This window comes from Vibrio sp. Y51_MX_L26 (genome assembly GCF_024181935.1).
In the GTDB taxonomy this organism is placed as follows: Bacteria; Pseudomonadota; Gammaproteobacteria; order Enterobacterales; family Vibrionaceae; genus Vibrio; species Vibrio diabolicus.
In genome coordinates this window covers 203163-226611 of the sequence record NZ_JAMZAS010000001.1, presented here as the reverse complement: position 1 = coordinate 226611, position 23449 = coordinate 203163, and the positions used below count along the sequence as shown (strand labels likewise).

General features: G+C 44.5%; 21 protein-coding genes. 14 read left to right on the top strand and 7 right to left on the bottom strand.

What is annotated here, in order from left to right:
* Nucleotides 1-223: 223 nt before the first annotated feature.
* Complete coding sequence (locus NL645_RS00980; protein WP_074190481.1) at nucleotides 224-1657, top strand: glyceraldehyde-3-phosphate dehydrogenase; 1434 nt, start codon at nucleotides 224-226, stop codon at nucleotides 1655-1657.
* A 240-nt stretch (nucleotides 1658-1897) separates the two neighbouring features.
* Nucleotides 1898-2119: a hypothetical protein gene (locus NL645_RS00975; RefSeq protein ID WP_005397748.1), complete on the top strand. Its 222-nt coding sequence runs from the start codon at nucleotides 1898-1900 to the stop codon at nucleotides 2117-2119.
* A gap of 144 nt (nucleotides 2120-2263) precedes the next feature.
* On the opposite strand, the gene NL645_RS00970 is transcribed toward NL645_RS00975, so the two are convergent.
* The 3 genes from NL645_RS00970 to NL645_RS00960 all read right to left on the bottom strand — a co-directional run bounded on the left by NL645_RS00970 (nucleotide 2264) and on the right by NL645_RS00960 (nucleotide 4386).
* The gene (locus NL645_RS00970; RefSeq protein WP_225460942.1) at nucleotides 2264-2878 is read right to left on the bottom strand and encodes a LysE family translocator; all 615 of its coding nucleotides are present in this window, start codon (nucleotides 2876-2878) and stop codon (nucleotides 2264-2266) included.
* A 95-nt stretch (nucleotides 2879-2973) separates the two neighbouring features.
* A complete protein-coding gene (locus NL645_RS00965) occupies nucleotides 2974-3888 on the bottom strand; it encodes a LysR family transcriptional regulator (protein ID WP_005396380.1) in 915 nt (304 codons plus the stop codon).
* A gap of 42 nt (nucleotides 3889-3930) precedes the next feature.
* Nucleotides 3931-4386, bottom strand: a complete 456-nt coding sequence (locus NL645_RS00960) for an Lrp/AsnC family transcriptional regulator (RefSeq protein ID WP_005396378.1) — start codon at nucleotides 4384-4386, stop codon at nucleotides 3931-3933.
* A 327-nt stretch (nucleotides 4387-4713) separates the two neighbouring features.
* Here NL645_RS00960 and yjeH point away from each other — a divergent pair, with 327 nt between their 5' ends.
* On the top strand, nucleotides 4714-5976 hold the full coding sequence (gene yjeH, locus NL645_RS00955; RefSeq protein WP_006741172.1) for an L-methionine/branched-chain amino acid transporter: 1263 nt from the start codon (nucleotides 4714-4716) through the stop codon (nucleotides 5974-5976).
* On the opposite strand, the gene NL645_RS00950 is transcribed toward yjeH, so the two are convergent.
* Complete coding sequence (locus tag NL645_RS00950) at nucleotides 5977-7422, bottom strand: PLP-dependent aminotransferase family protein (protein WP_253650998.1); 1446 nt, start codon at nucleotides 7420-7422, stop codon at nucleotides 5977-5979.
* Between the two features lie 100 nt (nucleotides 7423-7522).
* On the opposite strand from NL645_RS00950, the gene NL645_RS00945 reads away from it, so the two are divergent.
* Nucleotides 7523-8179, top strand: a complete 657-nt coding sequence (locus NL645_RS00945) for a pyridoxamine 5'-phosphate oxidase family protein (protein WP_182018719.1) — start codon at nucleotides 7523-7525, stop codon at nucleotides 8177-8179.
* On the opposite strand, the gene NL645_RS00940 is transcribed toward NL645_RS00945, so the two are convergent.
* Together NL645_RS00940 and NL645_RS00935 are read right to left on the bottom strand one after the other, a co-directional pair.
* A complete protein-coding gene (locus NL645_RS00940; RefSeq protein ID WP_253650997.1) occupies nucleotides 8160-9482 on the bottom strand; it encodes an ATP-binding protein in 1323 nt (440 codons plus the stop codon). The two genes, NL645_RS00945 and NL645_RS00940, sit on opposite strands and share 20 nt — an antisense overlap.
* Nucleotides 9483-9485: 3 nt before the next feature.
* On the bottom strand, nucleotides 9486-10178 hold the full coding sequence (locus tag NL645_RS00935; RefSeq protein WP_006741176.1) for a response regulator transcription factor: 693 nt from the start codon (nucleotides 10176-10178) through the stop codon (nucleotides 9486-9488).
* Nucleotides 10179-10543: 365 nt separating this feature from the next.
* Here NL645_RS00935 and NL645_RS00930 point away from each other — a divergent pair, with 365 nt between their 5' ends.
* On the top strand, nucleotides 10544-12085 hold the full coding sequence (locus NL645_RS00930; RefSeq protein WP_253650996.1) for a hypothetical protein: 1542 nt from the start codon (nucleotides 10544-10546) through the stop codon (nucleotides 12083-12085).
* A gap of 12 nt (nucleotides 12086-12097) precedes the next feature.
* Entirely contained in the window at nucleotides 12098-12787 is a 690-nt protein-coding gene (locus tag NL645_RS00925) for a hypothetical protein (protein ID WP_041853146.1), read from the top strand.
* Nucleotides 12788-12872: 85 nt separating this feature from the next.
* Here the strand turns inward: NL645_RS00925 and NL645_RS00920 are convergent, their stop codons facing one another.
* Complete coding sequence (locus NL645_RS00920; RefSeq protein ID WP_054866979.1) at nucleotides 12873-13874, bottom strand: AraC family transcriptional regulator; 1002 nt, start codon at nucleotides 13872-13874, stop codon at nucleotides 12873-12875.
* A gap of 107 nt (nucleotides 13875-13981) precedes the next feature.
* On the opposite strand from NL645_RS00920, the gene NL645_RS00915 reads away from it, so the two are divergent.
* The 8 genes from NL645_RS00915 to NL645_RS00880 all read left to right on the top strand — a co-directional run bounded on the left by NL645_RS00915 (nucleotide 13982) and on the right by NL645_RS00880 (nucleotide 23404).
* Entirely contained in the window at nucleotides 13982-14308 is a 327-nt protein-coding gene (locus NL645_RS00915) for an MFS transporter (protein ID WP_046875867.1), read from the top strand.
* A complete protein-coding gene (locus NL645_RS00910; RefSeq protein WP_253650995.1) occupies nucleotides 14308-15531 on the top strand; it encodes an HlyD family secretion protein in 1224 nt (407 codons plus the stop codon). The genes NL645_RS00915 and NL645_RS00910 overlap by 1 nt, the downstream gene beginning before the upstream one ends.
* A gap of 101 nt (nucleotides 15532-15632) precedes the next feature.
* Nucleotides 15633-16955, top strand: coding sequence for an AarF/ABC1/UbiB kinase family protein (locus tag NL645_RS00905; protein ID WP_253650994.1), 1323 nt, complete (start codon nucleotides 15633-15635; stop codon nucleotides 16953-16955).
* Between the two features lie 112 nt (nucleotides 16956-17067).
* Nucleotides 17068-18414, top strand: a complete 1347-nt coding sequence (locus NL645_RS00900; RefSeq protein WP_005396363.1) for a magnesium transporter — start codon at nucleotides 17068-17070, stop codon at nucleotides 18412-18414.
* An 805-nt stretch (nucleotides 18415-19219) separates the two neighbouring features.
* Complete coding sequence (gene codB, locus NL645_RS00895) at nucleotides 19220-20458, top strand: cytosine permease (RefSeq protein WP_253650993.1); 1239 nt, start codon at nucleotides 19220-19222, stop codon at nucleotides 20456-20458.
* Nucleotides 20459-20467: 9 nt separating this feature from the next.
* Nucleotides 20468-21745: a cytosine deaminase gene (locus NL645_RS00890; protein ID WP_253650992.1), complete on the top strand. Its 1278-nt coding sequence runs from the start codon at nucleotides 20468-20470 to the stop codon at nucleotides 21743-21745.
* A gap of 261 nt (nucleotides 21746-22006) precedes the next feature.
* Nucleotides 22007-22645, top strand: a complete 639-nt coding sequence (locus NL645_RS00885; protein ID WP_226420430.1) for an HD domain-containing protein — start codon at nucleotides 22007-22009, stop codon at nucleotides 22643-22645.
* Nucleotides 22646-23404, top strand: coding sequence for a helix-turn-helix transcriptional regulator (locus NL645_RS00880; protein WP_253650991.1), 759 nt, complete (start codon nucleotides 22646-22648; stop codon nucleotides 23402-23404).
* Nucleotides 23405-23449 lie beyond the last annotated feature (45 nt).

Here is a 23449-nt window from a genome sequence, read left to right as displayed (position 1 = left end):
GAAAACCACCGCTTTAGTCACATTAATTCACCACTAACACGACCTTAACTAGTGTTTTACACTGGATTTAATTTTCCTAGCAGAATAAGGGCTCCGACCTTAGAATCCGCACACATAACTATTACAACCCGATTACATAACCCACCACACTCTTGCACGCTGCCGAAGAGGCAACAGCAGAGAGTATGGTTAGCCCCCAAAACGTGAAAGGTCTAATACAACAATGAGTCCAGAGAAATATCTCCAAGACTGGCAAACTAGCCAAACGATTGCTGAATCTATTTCCCCTCTAATTGGTAAGCTATATCGTCAAAAAGGAATCGAAGTGGTTCTGTTTGGTAAAACGCTTATCAATGCTACTACTATAGACATTCTCAAAACTCATCGCGTTGCAAGACGTTATACAGGCAGCCCACTCTCACTTGAGCACACAATGCCTATCATTCAAGCGCTATGTGAAATGAGCATTTCTTCGTGTCGTGTCGATGTTGGCCAATTGGCAACTAAGTACTGGAATGAGCATGACGATACTGCGTCTCTAAATGATTTCCTTATCACTGCACTTGATGGCGCACGCGATGCAGACTCTTCATTGAAAGCGCGTGATGTAGTTCTTTACGGTTTTGGTCGCATTGGTCGACTACTAACTCGCCTTCTGATCGAGAAAAGTGGCCCAGGTTACCCACTACGACTACGAGCGATTGTGGTTCGTGGCGGTAAAAAAGGCGATTTAGAGAAGCGTGCTAGCTTACTGCGTCGTGACTCAGTCCATGGTCAGTTCAACGGTAGCATCGTGATCGATGAGGAACGTAAAGCTCTGATCGTTAACGGTAACTACATCCAAATCATCTACGCAAACAATCCAAGCGAAGTAGACTACTCTGCTTACGGTATTAACAACGCGCTTGTTGTTGATAACACAGGTGTTTGGCGTGATTCTGAAGGCCTAAGCCAACACTTAGCGTGTCAAGGTGCAGAGAAAGTGCTGCTAACGGCACCAGGTAAAGGCGATATTAAAAACGTTGTATTCGGTGTAAATGAATCAGTTATTCAAGAAAATGACACCATCATCTCTGCAGCGAGCTGTACCACAAACGCAATCACGCCGGTTCTTAAAGCGCTGAATGATAAATATGGTGTCCTTTCTGGTCACATCGAAACCGTGCACTCATACACAAACGACCAAAACTTGATCGACAACTTCCACTCTGGTGACCGCCGTGGACGTAGTGCTTCTCTGAACATGGTTCTAACTTCAACTGGCGCAGCTAAAGCAGTAGCAAAAGCACTGCCAGAGCTAGCTGGTAAGCTAACAGGTAACGCAATTCGCGTACCGACACCAAACGTTTCGATGGCAGTCGCTAACCTAAACTTAGGTGAAGACGTAGACCGTGATTCACTGAACGATTACTTGCGTGAAATGGCGTTGAACTCTGAGCTTTCGGCACAGATTGACTACACCGATTCAACAGAAATTGTATCAACTGACTTAGTTGGTTCTCGCCATGCAGGCGTCGTGGATGGTCAAGCGACTATCGCACAAGACAAACGTTGCGTACTTTACATCTGGTACGACAACGAATTCGGTTACAGCTGCCAAGTTGTGCACTGTATGGAACAAATGATGGGTGTTCGTTACCAAACATTCCCTCGATAGGTGAACTTTGCTCCACAACGTTAACCACATAGCGTAACGGACAATATCTCATATTTGTTCTAAATAATAAGCGCGAAGCGCATTACTAATATTTTTCCCCGTTTATACGCCTGATCACCCTCAGGCGTTTTTTCATTTCGCTCATTTGACACTCTCCGGACAAAGTGAAGGCTATCATTCATGTTTTGTTCATGTTCACAGCATTAATCTGAACACATGAATTACAGAGAGGTCATGATTATGAATCGGATTATTGTTACCGCACTGGCACTGATTACGGGCTTTTTTACATTAGTATTTAGCTTGATCATTGCGATTCCGTTGACCATCGCAGCATTGATTACAGGCAAGCGTATTGAGAAGCGCGTGAAGAAAATGCAGAAAGAAATGCATGAAGAGTATGAATTCAATACTGGTAAAGCCGATGCGATTGAAGGTGAGTTCGAAGAGGTTCGCCGATAAGTAAATCGAATTTATATAAGTTTCTCTCCCCCGACTGCTCCTGAGAAACTTCTTGCTTTCACCCTGTCTTTACAATGGCAGGGTGCTTTTTACAAAAAAGGCAGCCATCAGGGCTGCCTTTAATATTTTGTTGTCTTTGCAAATTTATACGGTTACGACCACTCGAAGTGCCAATAGCATGAGAACAATCCCTGACAAACGATCAATTAACATCGCTTTAGAACGAATTCTGTCCACTACTTTAGAGCTCGATAACACTAGGGTGATAAAGGTATACCAAAGCCCGTCCACAACAAATGGTGTAGCCACAATGATCATTTGATTGCTCAAATCATTACCTAGCGCTACAAACTGACTAAATAGTGCGATAAAAAACAAGGCAATTTTGGGGCTTAAAATCGAGATAAAAAAACCTTCTCGAGCAGACTGGCTTACCGTTGTTTCTTCGCCTGACTCCAACTTCGCCGCCACACCGCCTTTCGAACGCAGCGCATTGAACCCTAAATATGCAAGATATGCCGCGCCTGCAAGGCTGATCGTCTTGAACAACATCGGGCTTTGCTGCAAAACAACAGCGAGGCCAATCAGCGTAATAAACGCATAAATGCCAATTCCAAAAGCGTGTGCCCAAGCCGTTGCCAAACCATTGATGCGTCCACCAGCCAAGGCATGTTTTGCCACAATCGCTAGGCTAGGCCCAGGTGACATAGCACCGAGTAAACACACGGTAAAAAGTGATAACCAAACTGTTAGTGTCATAAATAACCTCTCTCCATTTGAATTCAATCTATCAATTGAAGAGCTATAATTTGAAATCAAAGTTTCGCATAAAAGTCATGATTTAAAATCATAGCCTAATGGATGGAGTATTCCGATATTTTCATCACCGCGTGGATTTGCTCTCGCACCCATTGATGAGCTGGATCATTGTCGTATTTAGGATGCCACATCAGCCAGTATTCATGGGTAGGTGTCTCAAAAGGAAGCGCTTTATGAACCAAAGGCCAGTGCTTGGCCAAATTATTTGCAATGTGCTCCGGAACTACCATCAAGTGCTCACTTGAGACCAAACGATTTACCGCCGCAGAGAAAAAAGGCACTTTAAAGGTAACATGACGCATCAGCCCCCTGTCTTTTAGTGCCATATCGGTACTTGAGTCTTTGTCTCCCCCACCCGTCACTTGAATATGCGAATGACTAATGAGGTCCTCTACAGAAATCGAAGCCTTACCAGCTAAAGGGTGAGATGCCTTCATCAAACAAACTGACTTATCAGAACCAATATTGATGCTAGATACACCTTCAGGCTGAGTGGGATACATAGAAGAAGCAAGGTGGATTCCTAACTCGTGAAGCTTATCGATAAAATCTAGCTGCCACAGTCGATACGCCAAATCCAATTGTGGTGCTTGTTCACCTAAGTGAGATGCAATATCGGGCAAAACGTATTGTGCCACGTAATCACTTGAGGCAATAACCAGCTCGCCTTGCCACAGTTGCGGCTCAAAAGGTTTGTCATCGAGTAAATGGTCAAACTCAGCCAGTAACGCATCAAGCTTTGATTTTAATGCTATTGCTCGCGGGGTTGGTATCAGCTGATTACCTTGACGAATAAGCAGTGGGTCACCACACAGATCGCGCAATTGTGCAAGCTGTCGGCTAACCGCAGACTGAGTAATGTGCAAACGTTCTGCAGTTCGGCTGACATGGCACTCTTCTAAAAGTACATGCAAGGACCTAAGTAGATTCAAATTGATGTTGTTTAACATACCGGCTCAAGAAGGTTTAATAAATAATGGCACCCATGATGCTTATTTCACAAACTGGTTGCCAGTCGTATTAAAGAACTCAGCTAAAACGGTATGAGTCATGAGGTGCCTTAGCTCTGGGTAACGTTGAATTTGATCTCTGATTTCGTTCAAACGAGTCATCGTAGGTACTTCGACAAAAACCATCATATCCGTTTCACCACTGATTGCATGGCACCATTTTACGCCATCGATTTTGTATAGTTCGTCGGCATATGATTCGCAATAATACGTGGATGTAGATTTATCGAACTTTAGAGCAAAATAAGCACAAATCGAGTCCCCGCCTGAAGAGGCAATTTCAGCGTGATACCCGAGAATCACTTTGTCATGTTCTAGCTTACGAATACGAGCCGTCACCGCAGAACGAGAAAGGTTCACTTTATCCGCAATTTCAGTCACCGACAGCCGAGCGTTGTGTCGGAGAAGATCCACAATCTTGTGATCAAACTTGTCCATATACTTACCAAGCTTTCCTTATTTTTCTCATTCTATACCGATTCTAACTGCATAAGAAACCAACATTTTGTTGGAAATATTTAAAACAACCGTCATATTGACGGTTCAGTAAATCATTTTGTTATTAAGATTTTGGATATGCTATTTGGTAAGCATGAGATGAGCACCGTTATCCATTCAAATAAAAGAGCGATAACGCATTGAAATCAAATACGCTTCTTATGCACTCAGCGCACTAGCGGGCTCATTAAACTCCAATAAATGAGATAATTAGAAGCCACAAGCGTTTTCGTCATAAGACCTACAACATTGGATGAATCAATTAGCATGGAACAGCTCAAAAAAGACATTTCACTCACATCCGGTATCGCCCAACTATCCACAACATTAATGGGAACGGGGCTTTTTATGATACCAGCCATTGCAGCAGGCATAGCGGGTCATTTTTCACTATGGGCCTGGATTTTATTATTCATCGCCATTTGTCCTATTGCGCTGACTTTTGCCCAGCTAGGCAAGCGATATCCCAACGCGGGCGGAACCGCATTTTTTGTGCGTAAAGCATTTAACGCCAAGCTGGAAAGTAGTGTAGCTTGGCTATTTGTTAGTGTCATTCCGGTAGGGGTTCCGGCCGCGATTGCACTCGCCGCAGGCTTTCTACAGCAAATATTGCCAGAGCCTATTAGCAATAATCTGTTTGCACAAATTCTAACGGTATTACTTCTTGTGTTCGTCAACTTGATGGGCACTAAGTCATCAGGTCATTTACAAACTCTTATTGCTTTGAGTGTCTTTGCGCTCGTTGGCACATTTTTATGGAAAGGTGACGTTAACAGCGCCGATCTCGTGATGCCAGCTATCACACAAGAGTCAATTTGGCCTATTACCGCAGCGCTTGGCGTGATGTTCTGGTGTTTTGTTGGCATAGAGGCTTTTGCTCATATGGGGGAAGAATTCAAAAACCCTCAAAGAGACTTCCCTATCGCCATTATTGTCGGTTGTTTTGTAGCGGGAGCTACGTACTGGGCTTGCTCTGTTGTTATTTTAAAGTTTGGTGCATATGGTAATGCTCAATTCGATAATGCATCGATTCCATGGTTGAGTGCTCAACTACTTGGCGATGGGGCCAAATGGATAATCAGTTTGATCGGATTCTCCGCTTGTTTCGCGAGCGTTAACTTATACACACAGAGCCTAGCGCGAATGGTCTGGGCTCAAGCTCGGGAACATCGTCCTTACAGCCCACTAGCCAAGATTTCGCGTCGTGGTGTCCCTTTCTCAGCCACCTTATTAGTTGGCGGCGTACTGCTAATATCTTGCGTGATAGGAACGCTATCGCAGCTCGATCTGGAGTTTTTCCTAAAACTAGCAAATAGTGTATTCGTTTTGGTTTACATGTTGGCGATGTTAGCCGCTTATAAATTGCTCCGTGGGTTTGGTAAAGCGCTTGCGGGACTTTCTCTACTGCTTTGTACCGGTGTTTTTATATGTTTAGGCTGGTCAATGTTTTATGCACTTGGCATTTTCACTCTACTTTTACTGCCTTGGAAACAGTGGCGACATAAACGACAAACACGCGCAGTTGAATAGTCACCGCTTCCCATGTCGAAAAATTTGGGCTAAACGTTGGATACCAGCGTCTATGTTCTCTAACGCGATATTACCATAACCAAGCACGGCACCATGCCAGTGACGTGCTTGGAAACCTGGATGTTCATAATAGCTCAAAGGTCGCAATATGATCCCTTCATGCTCTGCCAGTTTTGTAAAACGCAGCTCATCTATACCGTTTTGCCATTTCAACGTAATATGAAGCCCAGCCGCTTGGCTAACGACGCAAACACTGTCGCCAAAATGCTGTTGAATGGATAAATGCATCTGTTCATGCTTGGTTTTATATAGTCGGCGCATTTTTCGGATATGGCGCAACAACCCACCCTCGGTAATAAAATCTGCCAACGCTTCTTGAGTGTGCGTCGGTGAATCACCACTTAACGCATCTTTAACCACTAAGCATTGCTCTACTAAACGTTCAGGAACCACCAGGTAGCCAAGCCGCAATCCGTTAAACATCACTTTACTGAAGGAACCCACATACAACACATGCTCATCTCGACCCATTTGAGCGGCTAGCCCCTGTAAGCTGGTGTAGGGACGATGAGCAAACTGAAATTCGCTGTCATAATCGTCCTCGATGATCCAACTTGATTGCTCGACCGCCCAGTTGATGATCTTTCCTCTTTGCTCGGTATTGAGTGTGGTCCCCATCGGATATTGATTACTTGGTGTGATATACAGCGCATCGGCATCGCTTGAGGTCACAGCTTCCACATCAAAGCCTAATTTCTCTCTTACGAACAAAGGCTCAAATTGATAGTTTTGGAACTGAATCAACTTCCGCATTTGCGCGTAACCCGGTTGCTCCATCAAAATCTTATCACCTTGTTTTAGAGCTACCATCGTCGCGATTGACAACGCTTGCTGTGCCCCAGAGGTAATAATGATGCGCTCTGGGGAGCAATTTACTGAACGGCTTGATGCAAGGTAGTCAGCTAAAGCACAGCGCAATGCCCAACTGCCCTGAATATCTTGATTCCCTAGCAAGCAGGTGCGGGACATGTGGCGAGTGAGTAACTTTTGCCATTGCGCCATCGGAAATGCGTCCAAATCCGGCACACCCGGTGCAAATGCGCGGTTGATATCAAAGTGAGCTTTCGGTGATGAGTCTCTCTGAACTGAACTAGGTTCAGGCAAGTACTGCTCTGGCAGTTCTACGGCAACATAAAAGCCAGAACCTTTTTGGCTGTTCAAGTACCCTTCCGCCACTAATTGTTCGTAGGCAGAAATCACGGTATTCCTACTTAGATTAAGCTCTTGTGAAAGCTTTCGCGTAGACGGCAATTTCCCATTCTTCGCCCACAACCCTTGAACAATCTTCTCGCGGATAGCAAAAAACAACGCTTGCTGACGCGTTCCATCACTGTCTTTTAAATGCAGGTCACCGATATCAATCAAAGACAAACTGGATCCATCCATTAGTTAAAACTGGCTCTCTTTAAGCTACCAGTTAAACGCTACATTGCAATCAAAGAGTGAGGATCAATGGCTCATAATCGTGAGTAAACAAGGAGAGAAAATGCTATCCAACACCAATAGAACGGAAATTAAGAAAGGCGCACATAAAGCAGTCTATGATGTTAGCAAACTGCACGCCATCATAGATGAAAGCCTAATCGCTCATATTGCGATAACCAACGAGTCAGGCCCTGTGGTCATCCCTATGCTGGCATGGCGTGTGGATGATTACGTGTATATCCATGGTGCCAACAACAGTCGACTGTTACGCTCACTCAAACAAGGAGTGCAAACGTGCTTAACCTTTACTTTGTTTGATGGTTGGGTATTGGCTCGAAGTGCGTTTCACCACAGTGCGCATTATCGCAGTACAGTGGTCTTTGGCCAATTTGAGATGGTGGAGGATAACCAAGAAAAAGACAGGTTGCTGAATCACTTTATCGAACAGATCGCTCCAGGGAGAACAAAACAAGTCCGTTTGAGCAATGAAAAAGAGCTCAAAGCCACCATGCTGCTGCGTATCCCGCTCACAGAGGCATCTGTGAAAATCAGCAATTTTGGCGTCAACGACGACGCAGAAGACATGGACATTCCTGTTTGGGCAGGTGTCCTACCCTACCGAACTGTCGTAGGTCCACTGCAAGCTTGTGAAGATTTGTATGAAGGTATCGCTGAGCCAGACTATCGCAGTGCCTATTCTAATCGTTGGCAGGAATAAGCACTGTAAAACGTGCGCCGCCTAAGTGACTCTCGCCGACAGAAAGTTCCCAACCTAATTGCCTCGCTGCACTGGTAGCAATGGCAAGCCCTAAACCAAAACCTTTCACGTCGGCGTTACGGCTTTTGTCTAAACGTGAAAATGGCATAAACACTTCTTCTCGCATCGATTCAGGGATGCCCGGACCATCGTCCTCAATATCGATGCTCCAGCAATCCGCTACCATTCGAATCGTCACCTCAACGCAGGATTCACCGTAACGCTTGGCGTTTTGCAGTAAATTATCGAGGACGAGGTTACCCAAAGTAGGCTGAAAGTGAATCAATTGGTTCGCGAGTTCATTTTCTGCTCTCAACATGGCGGACTCTAAGCCTAGGTAATTCATGCGGCTTTTACACCAAAGTGGCAGTTCCATGGTTTCAACAGAATCGATCCATGAGTGGTTTTTCACACTCAAGCGAGACAGCATGACGATGTCGGATGTTAAATCCGTCACTACATCAACGTATCGTTCAATATCGTCATGTAACTCTGCCTGCATTTCACCACTCGTGCGCCTAGCTAAATCCGTCGCTAGCTGAATACGACTCAGCGGAGTGCGCACTTCATGAGGAATAGCTTGAGTAAAGATGTGTGTTTGACGTACTCGTCTCTCAATCTCTTCAGACATGCAGTTGAAGCCTTGGGCGAGCTCTTTCACGGGTTGCGAAAATTGCTTTAGATCGACTCTCGTATTCAACTCACCATAACCAAATTGTTGTTGTGCAGCCGTTAGTTGCCGAATTTGGCGGTCAAGACGTCGTACAGGTATGTAAACCATAATGCCTAAACTGCACACAACAACCAAAAGTAGAGTCAGTATAAATACAATCTCTGAATCTTCATTCCAATCAACATCTGGGCTAAAGAAATCCGTTTTTTCTTTGAAAACTAAACTCTGCGAGGTGTTAGGTAAAGGGAATACCGCAGCATAGGTACTGCCATCAATAAGATAAACAGGTATCCCTTGTATTCGGTACAGTAGCTTACAATCTCGACAAGGCGATGATCCGTCCCAGTTTTCAACCAATGTTAAATCAAAGATAAAGAAATCTTGCTTGCCGTTTTCGGTTAACTTCTTGTAGAGAGAATCCGGAGTGCCTCGTTGCTCAATGTATTGATCGACAAAATAAGCACCATCACTCAAAAAAACGCCGACTTCTGTTTTGCGCATGTACTCTTCCCCCATAAAGAGAAACAAAGCAACAGTCAGCGCAAGGCCAGTAACTAACCCCACATATAGACGAGTAAACAGGGAAAACATGCGTCATTTACCTGTCAGCATGTAGCCGTGGTGACGTATGGTCTTAATGGTAGCGGTATGGATATGAGCCTTAGAGAATTTCTTCCTTAGTGAGGATATACGCATATCAATCGAACGATCAGTAATACAGTATTCAATACCTCTGGCAAGACGGCAACATGATTCACGAGATACTGGCTTATCGACATTCAGCATCAGGAGCTCTAAAATTTCAAACTCAGAACTCGTCAAACCAATATCTTTTTGCAAATAAAATGCTTGGGAACGACGAAGACAAAGGCTAATGCCATATCGGCTCAGCTTTTCTTCTTCAACGGTATCAACTTGACGGCGATAGCGACGCAGCGCCGCTTCAATACGGGCGAGAAGGATATTGCCTTTTATCGGTTTGGTAAGGTAATCATCAGCACCGAACTTAAATAAGCTCACCTCGCTCATTTCATCATCGGTTGCAGTCAAAACAATGATAATCCCATGATAAAATTTACGTGCCTCTTGGCATATTTCTGCGCCATTTTTTCCTGGTAACATCAAATCTAACAGCACTAGGTCCGGCTTGAGTTCCTTAATCGTTTCTAATGCATTTTGACCGTTATCGATAACAATTACTGTATAGCCTTCGGCTTCGAGGTACATTTTGGTTAATCGAGCAATCTCAGAGTCGTCTTCTACCAGTAAGATTGTATTGCCCACCATGAATCATTTACTCCACCAATATGATGGAGGGAGTATATCGCTCGTCCTATACTGCGCAACCCACTTAAATGATAATTTTAATAAAAAGCAGGCTTACATACGCTTACAAACCATACATATACGATAATCCTAATCATTCTACGCCCCTAAAACCATGCAATAACCTGATGTTTTATTCATTAGCAGAATATAGCTTCACATAAAAATAAAATTCGGAATAAAAATCCACTACACTTTTAAATATATCGAATGATAGTCCTTACCAAAAAACAATATCGATATATATGACTTGATTTGCTTATATAGACAGGACTTTATGTTGCTTTTAAGTTTATTGCTCTAATAAAGTCTACGAGTAACATGAAATGAGATATTCCCAATTAACACCTTTAGCCATATTTTGCGCTATAAGTCTAACTGCTTGCGGCGGCAGTGAATCTAATTCGAAACCATCGACAACGACACCTCCAACACCACCAGCGCCAACATTGAGCACTGTCACAATCCCAACTGTCGTTTCTACAGAGCTTCCAGCCAAGTTAAAAGTGGCTGCTGATGCGGGCTTCACCCACTATGTGAAAATCTCCCTTTCTGAAGCAAATAACAATGATACATTTCACATTGTGGCTGTTGATGACGGTGCGAATAATGAAAAAATCTTTCGTGCAGCCAAAATCATACAACACCTTCTCACAAACCAACCAGACTCTAAGTACGGTGCTGACAAGTCTCGTATCGCTAAGACATTAGCCGAGCGTGATGCCACACTAATGCTGACCGAAAACGACGAACAGAATGATGAGATGCTAACCAAAATCTTTATCAACGAACTGATTCGCCAAGACAAACTGAACGATGCAGTGACAAACTCGGGCTTAGCACACTCTTTTGATACGAGTTCTCTAGAAAAGTTTGTTGTAAGCATGATGGTACTTAACGAAGAAGATATGGATACACTTGTCACATCTATCGTGGCAACATTAGTAAATAGTAAAGAAACACCAAACTGGCTAAGGAACAGCCAATCTTTGATGTATCGAGAACTGACAGTTGAAGGCGATTGCCATTACATGAGTAATTTTGCCGATTACTGTGCCAATCTTGGTAAAAAAGCCGAACGAGACGCCGCTTTTGAAGAAATTTTACACTTGGTCCAAGCGCAAGGTATTGCACCTAACACGGGGACTGCGGCACTGCAAAATGACATTCAAGCTCATGCGTTAAAAATCTATAACGATATTCAAGCGGGCAAACCGACGGTGTGGCGCCCAACTCAGTATGACTGGGACGATTGGAAATCGGACGACTTCGATCCTGAAAGTGTTAAACAAACGGGCCCTTCATATTCTCACGAATACTTTGCTGCCGCTTTTGAAGCTTACATGGGTGTAGCAAAAGCAAACGGACAAGGTTTAGATGGCTACCAAGCGTTAACACGTGAAGAAATGCAAACTCAAGATCCACAAGCCGTTGATTGGATCAGCGGCTTATTCCACGGATACCTGCAATACACCGCGAACATCGACTCTGCGGGCGTCAAACTTTACACAGAAAAGACAAATCCAGGCACAGTGCCTACCTTCCGTATGGCTCCCAACAAAGACGGCTTGATAGAAGCATACACCTACAAATCTCAGTGGCTGACAAGAGTGAAGATCATTGGCGACGACGCAATGAATGTCATCGGTAATGACCAAGACAATACCTTTGAAGGCAACAGCAAAGACAACAGCATTTATGGTGAAGGTGGTATCAACACCTATATCGTGCCACACAAACTGGCAGAATGTACTGTTATCAAAGCAAAGAGCGTTTCTGTTAAGTGTCCGAGTACAGGCTCGGATGAGTTGTACGACATTCAAAAGATCCAATTCACCGACCAATTCTTAGATGTAACCGAGCTATAAACGATGAAAAACATGAAAAAACTTACTCTATTCGCTCCCCTACTCCTTGTAGGTTGTGGTGGCCTAGCCGTCATGGATCGTACTGATGCCGTAAAAGCACAACCAGAAATGCTGATCAAAACCGACGGAGATTTTTGGGGATTCGGTGCAGATGGTCATTTTGATTTTGCTGGTAAGTACAAAGGCAACTATTCACGCAGTGCTTCTAACTCAAGTTGGTTTAACCATATCTCTTTCAAAGAAGGTACGATGGGCGCAGAAGTTACTCGTATCGACAACGGGGAAACTTGGCTTCTGAGCTGCTCTGGAGGCGGTATGTCGGTTAACTACATGGGCGTCGATTTTGGTGGGAATGATCCTTACACCTGTGATATCACCCAAGATGGCGTCAAAGTGGGAGAATTTGCTATGGAGCCAAAATCCGCTCTCATCGACATCAGCTTCGAGAAAAAAGAGACTGGCGTAGTGCGTATCGGCAGCACCCACTTTAATGTAGAAACCGTACATACTAGTCCCGACGCCATGATGGCGGTAGACATTCCATTGGGTTATAGCTTTAAGGAAGGCACACAAGAAATTGCCGCTGTACAGACGAACGGTACCATTGCGGTACAAATGCTCCCAGAACTTAGTGAACAAAAAAAGGATGTGATTGCCATCGGCGCTGTTGCAAGTGCACTAAGCTGGCGCCCTAAGAAATAGCCATTACATTAAACAACACCAAAAATAGCAAAGCCCTCTACCTTGAGGGCTTTTATTGCTTGTTTTCATAAAGACAAGTGAAGCATTACTTTTCTAATCTTCCCGCATACTGCTTGGGCGTTAATCCACGATGTTTCTTAAACATACGATTGAAGCTCGCCACATTGGTGTAACCAAGGCGCATGGCTATGTCATCAATACTCACGCGCTTACTCAATAACCCAGCCGCAACATTACTCAATACATAGCCGGATACCATCGAGAAGTTGAGGCCTAATTTGTGCAAACGACGTTGAAACTGCTGTTCAGATAAATCAAGCAGAGAAGAAACGCGCTCTAACGTTGGCAATCCATAATGACTGCTGTAGTTCACCACTTCATAAATCACTTTCAACTCATCTTCTGGGTCGGGCATATTAAGCAAATCATCCAAATCGGAAAAACTCATCGCTAGACGGCTGTCCTCGCGATGGCTCACTTGGCGGGAAGCTAATCGGTCATCTCCCGGGATCCATATTTCTGTTTTTGGCTGACTCCATTCCACCTCGCAGCCGAAATATTCCCGGTATCGCTCAGTATTTTTTCTCGACCCTGAAATCTTGACGCGCAAAGGCTGATAGTCTTTACCAAGAAATTCGCGTAGCACTTTAATCATAAATACCGCACAGCGGATACTATCGTGCACCTTTACTGACGTTTCTATAAACGGATTGTGGTAAGTCCATTTGATGATTTTGCCCGACTGTTCGCCAGCAAAAAATGCCCCAGATTGTAAGTTACTCGCACCATAATTAACGCGTCGAATCGCGCTGGCTAAATCATTCCCAGAAAATAGCCAGCGTCCCACAGGCCCAAGCTTTTGCAGTTCAATACCTCGGCTGAGACTCAAAACCACATCTGGATCACTACTGGCTTGTTCAACACAACGATACCATTCTGCGACGGCTTTTAGCGGGATCAGTGTCATTGGGTTGTGAAATACCGACGACGGAATCCCCAGTTCATCCGAGCCCAAATTATATTTAGATAACGCGAGGTTATGCATGTTTAGAATGCCCATCGCGCGAATAAATCGAACCGTCTTCATTACCAATCACATCAAATTTAATCCTCTATTGATTGAATCTGTCACAAAGAAAGACCTAAATCAAATCCAGATCACAATACGCCAACCGTTTGATAGAGGAGTGTTTAATGAGTTTACTGAGTGTCCCATTTGTCGGAACTGGTGCAGATACAGCGTTACATGTTGTCGCTGCTGTCGTTTTAATCGCGAGTGTCGCGGGCGCGTGTTACGGCTTTTGGAAAATCCATGAATTGCCAATTAATAAGGCGCACAGCAAAGACCATCATCAGATAGGGCTCATCACTGCGCTCACCTGGATAGGGTTTGTCTGGCACTGGGTTTGGGTGCTAGCTGTTATCTTTGCATTCGTTGATATGGAAAAAGCCATCATCAATCTGCGTGATACATGGAGAAGTAAACCGCAAACAGAAACACAGCCAAAAGAGGAAGCGTAATGTTAGAAGGTTTAGCGGTATGGGCTCTCTTCATCTATCTGCTGCGTTTGGTTGGCATGCCTTGGAACAAAGCAACCAAATCGTTCGCTTATCTTGGCGGTTTGAGTTGGCTGATGTTCGTATGGGTAGGTTTGATTAACTTCACCCCGATGGATTTATCCGGTGGTTCTGTCGTGCAGTCACCACACATCCAATTGCGTCCAGATTCAACCAATGTGAAGGGTAAAGTTGACCACATTTACATTAAGCCAAATCAACAAGTTAAAGAAGGTCAGCTTATTTATGAACTTGACCCAACTCAATACGAAATCGCATTAAATCAGGCGAACGTATCCGCCGATTCTGCACGAGTCGCATTAGCTACGGCAAAAGGCGACATCGAGATTGAAGAAGCGAATCATCAAGCATTGGTGCAAGATCTAGAAACATCAAAGAGCCAATTGGAAGCGGCGAACGTTGACTACAAATTGCAGAAAAAGATGCTAGATCGTTATGTTGAGCAAAACCGAGTGGTGCAAAACACCATCACGGAAAGCGACATCGACAAACAATCGAGTGCGGTTGATATGGCACGTCACAACGTGTTAACCCTTGAGTCTCAAATTAAGAAGAAACAAGTCGATATTTCCCGTGCAAAACTGGCGATTCATAAAGCGGAACTTGCAGTTGAAACCAAACAAGCCGAACTGCGCCAAGCTGAAGAGCAAATTGCAAAAGCGCAATGGGATTTGAATAGCACAAAAGTTCATGCCCCAACAGATGGCTTTGTCACCAACTTTATCCTGCGTGAAGGTCAGCGTGTATCGATGATGCCGCGTATCAACATGTACACTAACGAGAAGTACGTGCTGATGCGAGTCAACCACCAGGCGATTCGTAACATCAAACCGGGTCAGCCAGCGGAATTCTCTTCGTCCGTTTACCCAGGTAAGATCTTCTCAGCGACCGTTGAAGGCATTGTTGAAGCAACAGGTGAGTCACAAGGTAATCTACTGGGTTTCGATGATTCCGTACGTGTCACCACTGGAAAGAACTTACTGAACAAACACCACTTTGTTCGTCTTAAGATTGATGAGCCAGAAGGCTACGACATCCCTGTTGGCTCTGTTGGCCTCGCATGGGTCAGCGGTGAAAAACCGATAGGCTTCATGGCCTTCTTAGATGTGATTCGCGGGATCATCATCCGAATGAAGTCTCAACTGTACTTCTTCTACTCTATCTAAACTCGCAAACCGCCAGTTACGCTGGCGGTTTTCTTTTCATTTGTATCCAAACATATCCTTTTCCCGTATAACAATTAGTTAGTAAATAGCGGAGAAGATTCATGTCGGCAAAGGAAAGAAGCCTACCTACCCATCGCATCTCAAGATTCAGCAAATTCGCCTCACTTGCTACCCGTGTCGCAGGCAATGTGATTGCAGAAGGCACGAAGCAGATAGCCAAAGGCAACAAACCAAAAGCGAAAGACCTATTGCTGACGCCGCAAAACATCGCGCGTTTAACCGACCAACTTGCTCACCTACGTGGCGCTGCAATGAAGCTTGGTCAAATGCTCTCAATGGATGCTGGTGATGTTTTAGAACCTGAACTTGCCGATATTCTTTCCCGTCTTCGTTCCGACGCAGACCCAATGCCTGCAAAACAACTCAACGCAGTAATGGAAAGTTCGCTTGGAACGAATTGGAAAGCTGAGTTTCTATCATTTAACTTCAAACCAATCGCCAGTGCATCAATAGGACAAGTGCACCAAGCCTACAGCGATGCGGGCGATAACCTAGCCGTCAAAGTGCAATATCCGGGCATACGAAAAAGTATCGATAGCGACGTAAACAACGTAGGTACGCTGCTTAAAGTGGTTGGGTTGATTCCAGAATCCGTCGACTACAAAGGGCTACTAGAAGAAGCCAAAAAGCAACTGCATGATGAAGCCGATTACGCACGAGAGGCGCAATTTGCGATTCGTTACCATGATGCTTTGAAGGGGCATCCTCATTTTGTCGTACCAAAGATTCACACTGAAAGTTGCTCAGACTCCGTTCTCGCCATGGAATTTATTGACGGCGTACCCATTGAACACATCGAACATTATGATCAAAGTACGCGAGATTTTGTCATGCACAGTTTGCTCGAATTGCTGTTCAGAGAGCTGTTCGAATTCAAGATGGTGCAAACCGACCCTAACTTCGCCAATTACTTGTACATTGAAAGTACTCGCCAAATCGGCTTGTTAGATTTCGGTGCAACTCGCGAATACAGCGAACGATTCAGTGCCGGCTATCGCCAAGCCTTTGCGTCCGTCATGAATAATGACGAACAAGGCTTGAATGACGCGCTTGAACAAATTGGCTTCTTCAGCCAAACCATCTTACCTGATCAGCGCCAAGCGATTCTCGATTTAGTAAAAATGGCATGTGAACCCATGTTAGTTGATGAGCCATATGATTTTAAAGCCAGTGGCTTAGCGCAAAAACTTCGCGAAGCTGGCACTATTTTGAGCATGGAACAAGAGTACTGGCATACCCCACCTGCCGATGCCCTATTTTTACATCGTAAAATTGGTGGAATGTATTTGCTCGCAGCGAGAATTGGCGCAAAAGTGAACATTCGCCAATTGGTACAGCCATATCTCACTATCAACAGCGAATAGCCTATTGTTTTTCTGTTACTTTCAAGTACCTTGAGCAAGGTTAAGATGCATAGTTGTGCATCTCAATAACATGCCATACTTCCATAAAACGAATTAACTATCGGGGTACTCGGTGAGCAAGTTTCAAGATCTCTCCACTCTAATCCAGCAAATTGGCCAAGCCGAAGAAGCGGATCAAGTCGCAACGCTCAATGAATCTATTGAAGCGGGTCTCGAACCTGGCGCAGTCGCCCTAATTCTGGAAGCCTTTCCAATCGATGATCGTGTTCGCTTATGGCGAGCTTTACCACTAGAACTGCATATCGACGTGTTAACGGAAATGCGTGCCGACGTACGTTTTTCTATCATCAATGCATTATCTGAAGTCGAGCTAAAACTCACCCTCGCTAAACTTGATAACTTATCGCTGATCGAATGGGCGGATTCGTTGCCTGAGTCGATCATCAACGAAGCGCTCGCGTTAATCGAAAAAGATGAGTTAGAGCTTTACGATCAGGCAAACGAATATGAAGATGAAGAACTCGGCCACTGGGCTGAGCGTAAAATCATCACCCTGCCCTTTAATATTACGATTGGAACGGCTAAGCAGTTAATGGAGCGCTATAGCTACGACACGCCTCAACAAGTCTACCTGATCAACCGTAATAAACAGTATCGAGGGACAGTCAATTACTACGAAATTTTACGTAGTGATCCTGATACTCGCTTGAAAACACTCGTTATTGAAGCGGTGACGGTGCTAGACAGTAAGATGATGCTTCCCGAAGCGGTAGAAGCATTAGAGCACAGCACACTGCCCGCTCTGCCTGTGACTGATGCAGACCAAACTCTGATTGGTGAAGTCGATTGGCAATTTGCATTGAGTACGCAACGTGAAATCTACGAAGCGCGCTTAATGGCCGGTACTGGTATGGATGAAGGCGATGACTTGTTTGCGCCAGTATTAAAAAGCTCACAAAAACGCGGCGTGTGGCTGGGCATCAATTTGCTGACTGCAATTTTAGCGTCTGTCACTATCGGGCTATTTGAAGACGTGATTGCTCAAGTGGTGGCTTTAGCCGTACTAATGCCAATTGTTGCATCGATGGGTGGCATTGCAGGCAGCCAAACGCTGACTCTAATGGTTCGTGCGATGGCGCTTAATCAGATTACCCCAGGTAACCGATTCAAATTCTTAAAAAATGAGTTGGGCATAGGCTCACTGAACGGCATTGCTTGGGCGCTAATCATCGGCGGGTTAGCCGGATTGTGGTTCCAATCGCCAGTTTTAGGCGGAACCATCGCGCTGGCCATTATCGTCAACATTATTACCGCTGCTTTATTTGGTGTGTTGATACCCATTATTTTGGATAAGTTTAAATTGGACCCTGCTTTGGCTGGCTCGGTGATTCTAACAACAGTGACAGATGTGGTTGGTTTTTTCGCCTTTTTAGGGACGGCGAGTTTAGTCATGCTCTAAAAAGTCCACTGTTTATTAATCAATCATTAGCATAATAGAGTCAAATTGCATAACGCAGTTGCAAATTGCAAACAAACTCAAACTTTAAGCAACGCATGTCACAGAAACTACGTATTTTAGGGCATATTAAAGTTGGCACAGTAACTGCATTATATAAATCGACCCTTCTTAAGCCGAGGGTCACCTAGCCAACTGACGTTGTTAGTGAACTTGATTTTGTTCACATGTATATAAGCCAATCGCACTCTTTGCGGTTGGCCTTTTTTTTATGTGGCTATTGCTCTCTTATCCTCTGACCGAGCTCGGTTGTACTTTTCTTGCCCACAACAGATTGTTTACTGTTTATAAAATTCAAATATTCGCCCACTAAACCATTAGAAATACCAGCTTCAACAAAAACAAATCACCTACACAAAATAAAACCAAGAAAACACACCCCAAAAAAGAACAAATAACGTCCAAACCAAAAATCTCATCATGAAATCGTTTTCTTTTCATAGAAATCGACTGAACAATCCAGAGTTATAGATAAATTTAATCCATAAAAACAAATAGCAATTCAAAACATTCATTTCACATAGAAAACCTGTCTATAAATCATAGAAAATACGTAAAAATAAACTTTTCACTTTTAGAACTTAAAAACCAAATCATTGTTATTAACAGAAAAAACAGAAACCAAAAATCAAGCAAACGTTTAAATTGCAATTTTATCATTGACTATTAAATTTACATCACGATAATACGCGCCGTTTGCCTGAAAACCAGGTGCTATAATTTAATATTTCAATGTGCGGAGGTAATAATGGCTGGAGACAATAACTACAGTCTTGGACCAGTTCCCAACACGGCCAGAAAAGGCGTGGCGTCACTAACCATGGTGATGTTAGGACTCACTTTTTTCTCCGCAAGTATGTGGACAGGGGGTTCTCTCGGTACTGGGCTCTCCTTTAATGATTTTTTCCTCGCTGTTCTCATCGGTAACCTAATCCTCGGTATTTACACTTCTTTCCTCGGTTACATCGGCGCTTCTACTGGTCTCTCTACTCACCTTCTTGCTCGTTTCTCTTTTGGTTCTAAAGGATCTTGGCTTCCTTCTGCTCTTCTTGGTGGTACTCAAGTTGGGTGGTTTGGAGTTGGTGTCGCGATGTTTGCGATTCCGGTGCATAAAGCAACGGGCATCGATACCAATACATTGATCCTCGTTTCCGGTTTGCTCATGACCGCGACCGTTTACTTTGGCATCTCAGCACTGATGGTGTTGTCAGCAATTGCCGTTCCTGCCATTGCGCTACTTGGCGGCTACTCTGTCATCGAGGCAGTAAATAGCGTTGGCGGTATTAGCGAACTACAACAGGTTCAACCAACCGAGCCACTCGATTTTTCAATAGCTCTCGCGATGGTTGTCGGCTCTTTTGTCAGTGCTGGTACATTAACGGCAGATTTCGTGCGCTTTGGCAAAAAGCCGCGCAGCGCCGTGATGATCACCATGGTGGCATTTTTCATCGGTAACTCGTTAATGTTTATCTTTGGCGCGGCAGGTGCGTCGGTGACGGGTCAATCAGACATCTCTGAAGTGATGATTGCGCAAGGCTTATTAATTCCCGCCATCATCGTACTTGGATTAAACATTTGGACGACTAACGACAACGCGCTCTACGCATCGGGTCTTGGATTTTCCAACATCACAGGCTTACCAAGTAAATACATCTCGATGGCGAACGGGCTTGTTGGCACACTTTGCGCTCTCTGGCTCTACAATAACTTTGTTGGCTGGCTGACCTTCTTATCGTTGGCAATTCCACCGATTGGCGGCGTGATCATCGCTGACTTCTTCACGAACCGTAAACGCTACGCAAACTTTGAAGCCACCCAGTTCCAAAGCGTAAACTGGGCTGGCATTATCGCTGTAGCGATTGGCGTTGGTGCAGGACACTTCCTTCCTGGCGTAGTACCGATTAACGCTGTACTTGGCGGTGCAATTAGCTTCCTGATTCTTAATCCTATTCTCAACAAAAAAGCACTGGCAACACAGCCAGCGTAAGGAACCATCATGACAACACTACTGATCAAAAACGCAACGCTAAAAGGACAAGAAGGTCTACAGCAAATTTTGATTGAAGATGGTCAATTCAAGCGCATTGAAAGCAACGATGTGGAGCTTAATCATAACGGTGACACCATCGATGCTGAAGGCGGCATGGCGGTGGCGCCTTTCTGCGAGCCGCACATCCACCTAGATACAACGCAAACCGCAGGCGAGCCAAGCTGGAACATCTCTGGCACATTGTTTGAGGGTATTGAACGTTGGGCTGAGCGCAAAGAAATGCTGTCGATTGAAGACGTGAAAGCACGCGCAAAACAAACCTTAAAATGGCAGATCGCAAATGGTGTACAACACGTTCGTACCCACGTCGATGTTTCAGACCCTACCCTAATTGCCCTAAAAGCGATGGTAGAAGTGCGTGAAGAGATGAAAGAGTGGGTAGATATCCAAATCGTCGCCTTCCCGCAGGAAGGTATTCTCTCTTACCCAAATGGCAAAGAGCTACTAGAAGAAGCCGTCAAATTAGGTGCGGACGTTATTGGCGCGATTCCACACTTTGAATTCACACGCGAATACGGCATTGAATCGCTGCACTACGTATTCGAGTTAGCGCAAAAATACGACCGTCTGATCGACGTGCATTGTGATGAAATCGATGACGAACAATCTCGCTTCGTTGAAACGCTAGCAGCATTAGCGCACAAGTTCGATATGGGAAGTAAAGTCACGGCCAGTCACACAACAGCGATGGGTTCCTACAACGGCGCATACGCATCTCGCCTGTTCCGTTTATTACGCATGTCCGGTATCAATTTCGTGGCAAACCCTCTGGTGAACATTCACTTACAAGGCCGTTTTGATGATTATCCGAAACGTCGTGGCGTAACACGAGTAAAAGAGATGCTGAATGCCAACATCAACGTCTGCTTTGGACACGATGACGTATTCGACCCATGGTATCCACTTGGTACAGCAAACATGCTGCAAGTGCTACACATGGGCCTACATGTATGTCAGGTCATGGGTTACGAGCAAATCAATAACTCACTAGATCTCATCAGCACCAACTCAGCGCGCACATTGAACATTCAAGACAATTACGGAATTGAAGAAGGCAAACCAGGTAGTCTTCTGATTCTTCCAGCTGAAAATGGCTTTGATGCAGTACGTCGCCAAGTGACTGTGCGCTACTCGGTTCGTCACGGTAAAGTCATTGCAGAAACGCAACCTGCGACGACTCATATTCATCTTGAACAAGCAGAGCAAGTGACGTTCAAGCGCTAAGGTTCGTAAAAATACCGACTAAAACGAAAAAGGGTCTGACGAAATCATCAGGCCCTTTTGCTATTGGCAAACGTCACTGCTGTTTTGTGTCTTACGACCTTAGTAGCCAACCGAGCGCACAAAAATGCTATTTAAGATGACCCGATACTTACTAAGTTGCATAAGGTTCTGATGGCTAAATCTCAATTACACTATCGAACTTGGAAATTCCTCTCTGCGTTCGGCATACTTCTGCCTTCACTTTAGTTGTAGATATAACTCATGACCTTATTAAGCCAGATAGAATCGCAATTTTTGGAATTTATGCAGCAAGAGATGCAAGTCGATGCGGCGCATGACATAAGCCATGTTCAACGGGTCGTAAACACCGCAAAAAAACTGGCTATGGAAGAAGGCGCCGACTTATCTATTGTGCTTCCCGCCGCTTATTTACATGATTGTTTTACCTATCCGAAAGATCATCCCAACCGCAAGCAGAGCTCAATCATTGCAGCCAAAAAAGCGGTCGCGTTTTTAGAAAGTATCGATTATCCGCAGCAATACCATGATGCCATTGCCCATGCGATAGAAGCACACAGCTTTAGCGCTAATATCAGACCCAACACATTGGAGGCAAAAGTCGTTCAAGATGCCGACCGTCTGGACGCTTTAGGCGCAATTGGCATTACTCGCTGTATACAAGTGAGCACTGAGTTTGATGCGCAACTTTACGATGACAAAGACATCTTTGCTCAACAGCGAGAGCTCGACGATAAACAATTCACTCTGGATCACTTTCAAACCAAGTTATTCAAAATCGCTGAAACTATGAACACGGAGTCAGCGAGACGCGAAGCTCAAAAACGCAAAGCCTTTATGCAAGCGTATATAGAGCAATTACACGACGAGGTGACAGCATAAATGTCAGAAAGCTATACGTTAATTAAAGAGCTTAAACGCCAACTAAAGTTAGCTGGGCTGCATTATGCCGATGTTGCACAACACCTTGATTTAAGTGAAGGAAGCGTCAAACGTTTACTCGCTGAAGGTCAACACATTAGCCTTGAGCGCTTAGAGCGAATTTGCCAATTGATTGGCTTAGAAATGGCGGAACTGTTTAAGCTCGCGGCTGCGCACAATAAAGGTCTAGAGTCGCTAACATTAGAGCAAGAAAAGCAGTTGGTTGACGATAAAGCCCTGCTACTCGTGGCGATCTGTGTTGTAAATGGCTATCAGTTTGAACAAATCGTTCAGCAATACACCTTCAATGAGTTGGAACTGGTACAAAAGCTTGCTCATTTGGATCGTCTGAACATCATCGACTTGCAGCCAAATAACAAAATTCGTTTGCGTATATCTCCGACATTTAAGTGGCAGATGGGCGGCCCTATTCAACGGTTCTTCCAACAGCAAGTTCAAGACGCCTTTTTCCAAAGCTACTTTTCTGGTGAAGATGAACAGTTATCCATGGCAACAGGATTGATGAGCGTACCAACCAACAAGAAGCTGCAACAGAAACTGCAAAAGGTCATCGATGAGTTTTATCAGGCTTGCCAAAGTGATAGCTCTCTCGATATGGACGAAAAGCACGGCACCTCTCTGATTATTGCGATGCGTCGTTGGACGTTCCCTCTGTTTGAACCATGGGAAAGAAAACCTACTCAGAAGTCTCGTAATTAGTAACTCAATAAACGAATGGAAATGAAAGTAACGAATTTCGTTACT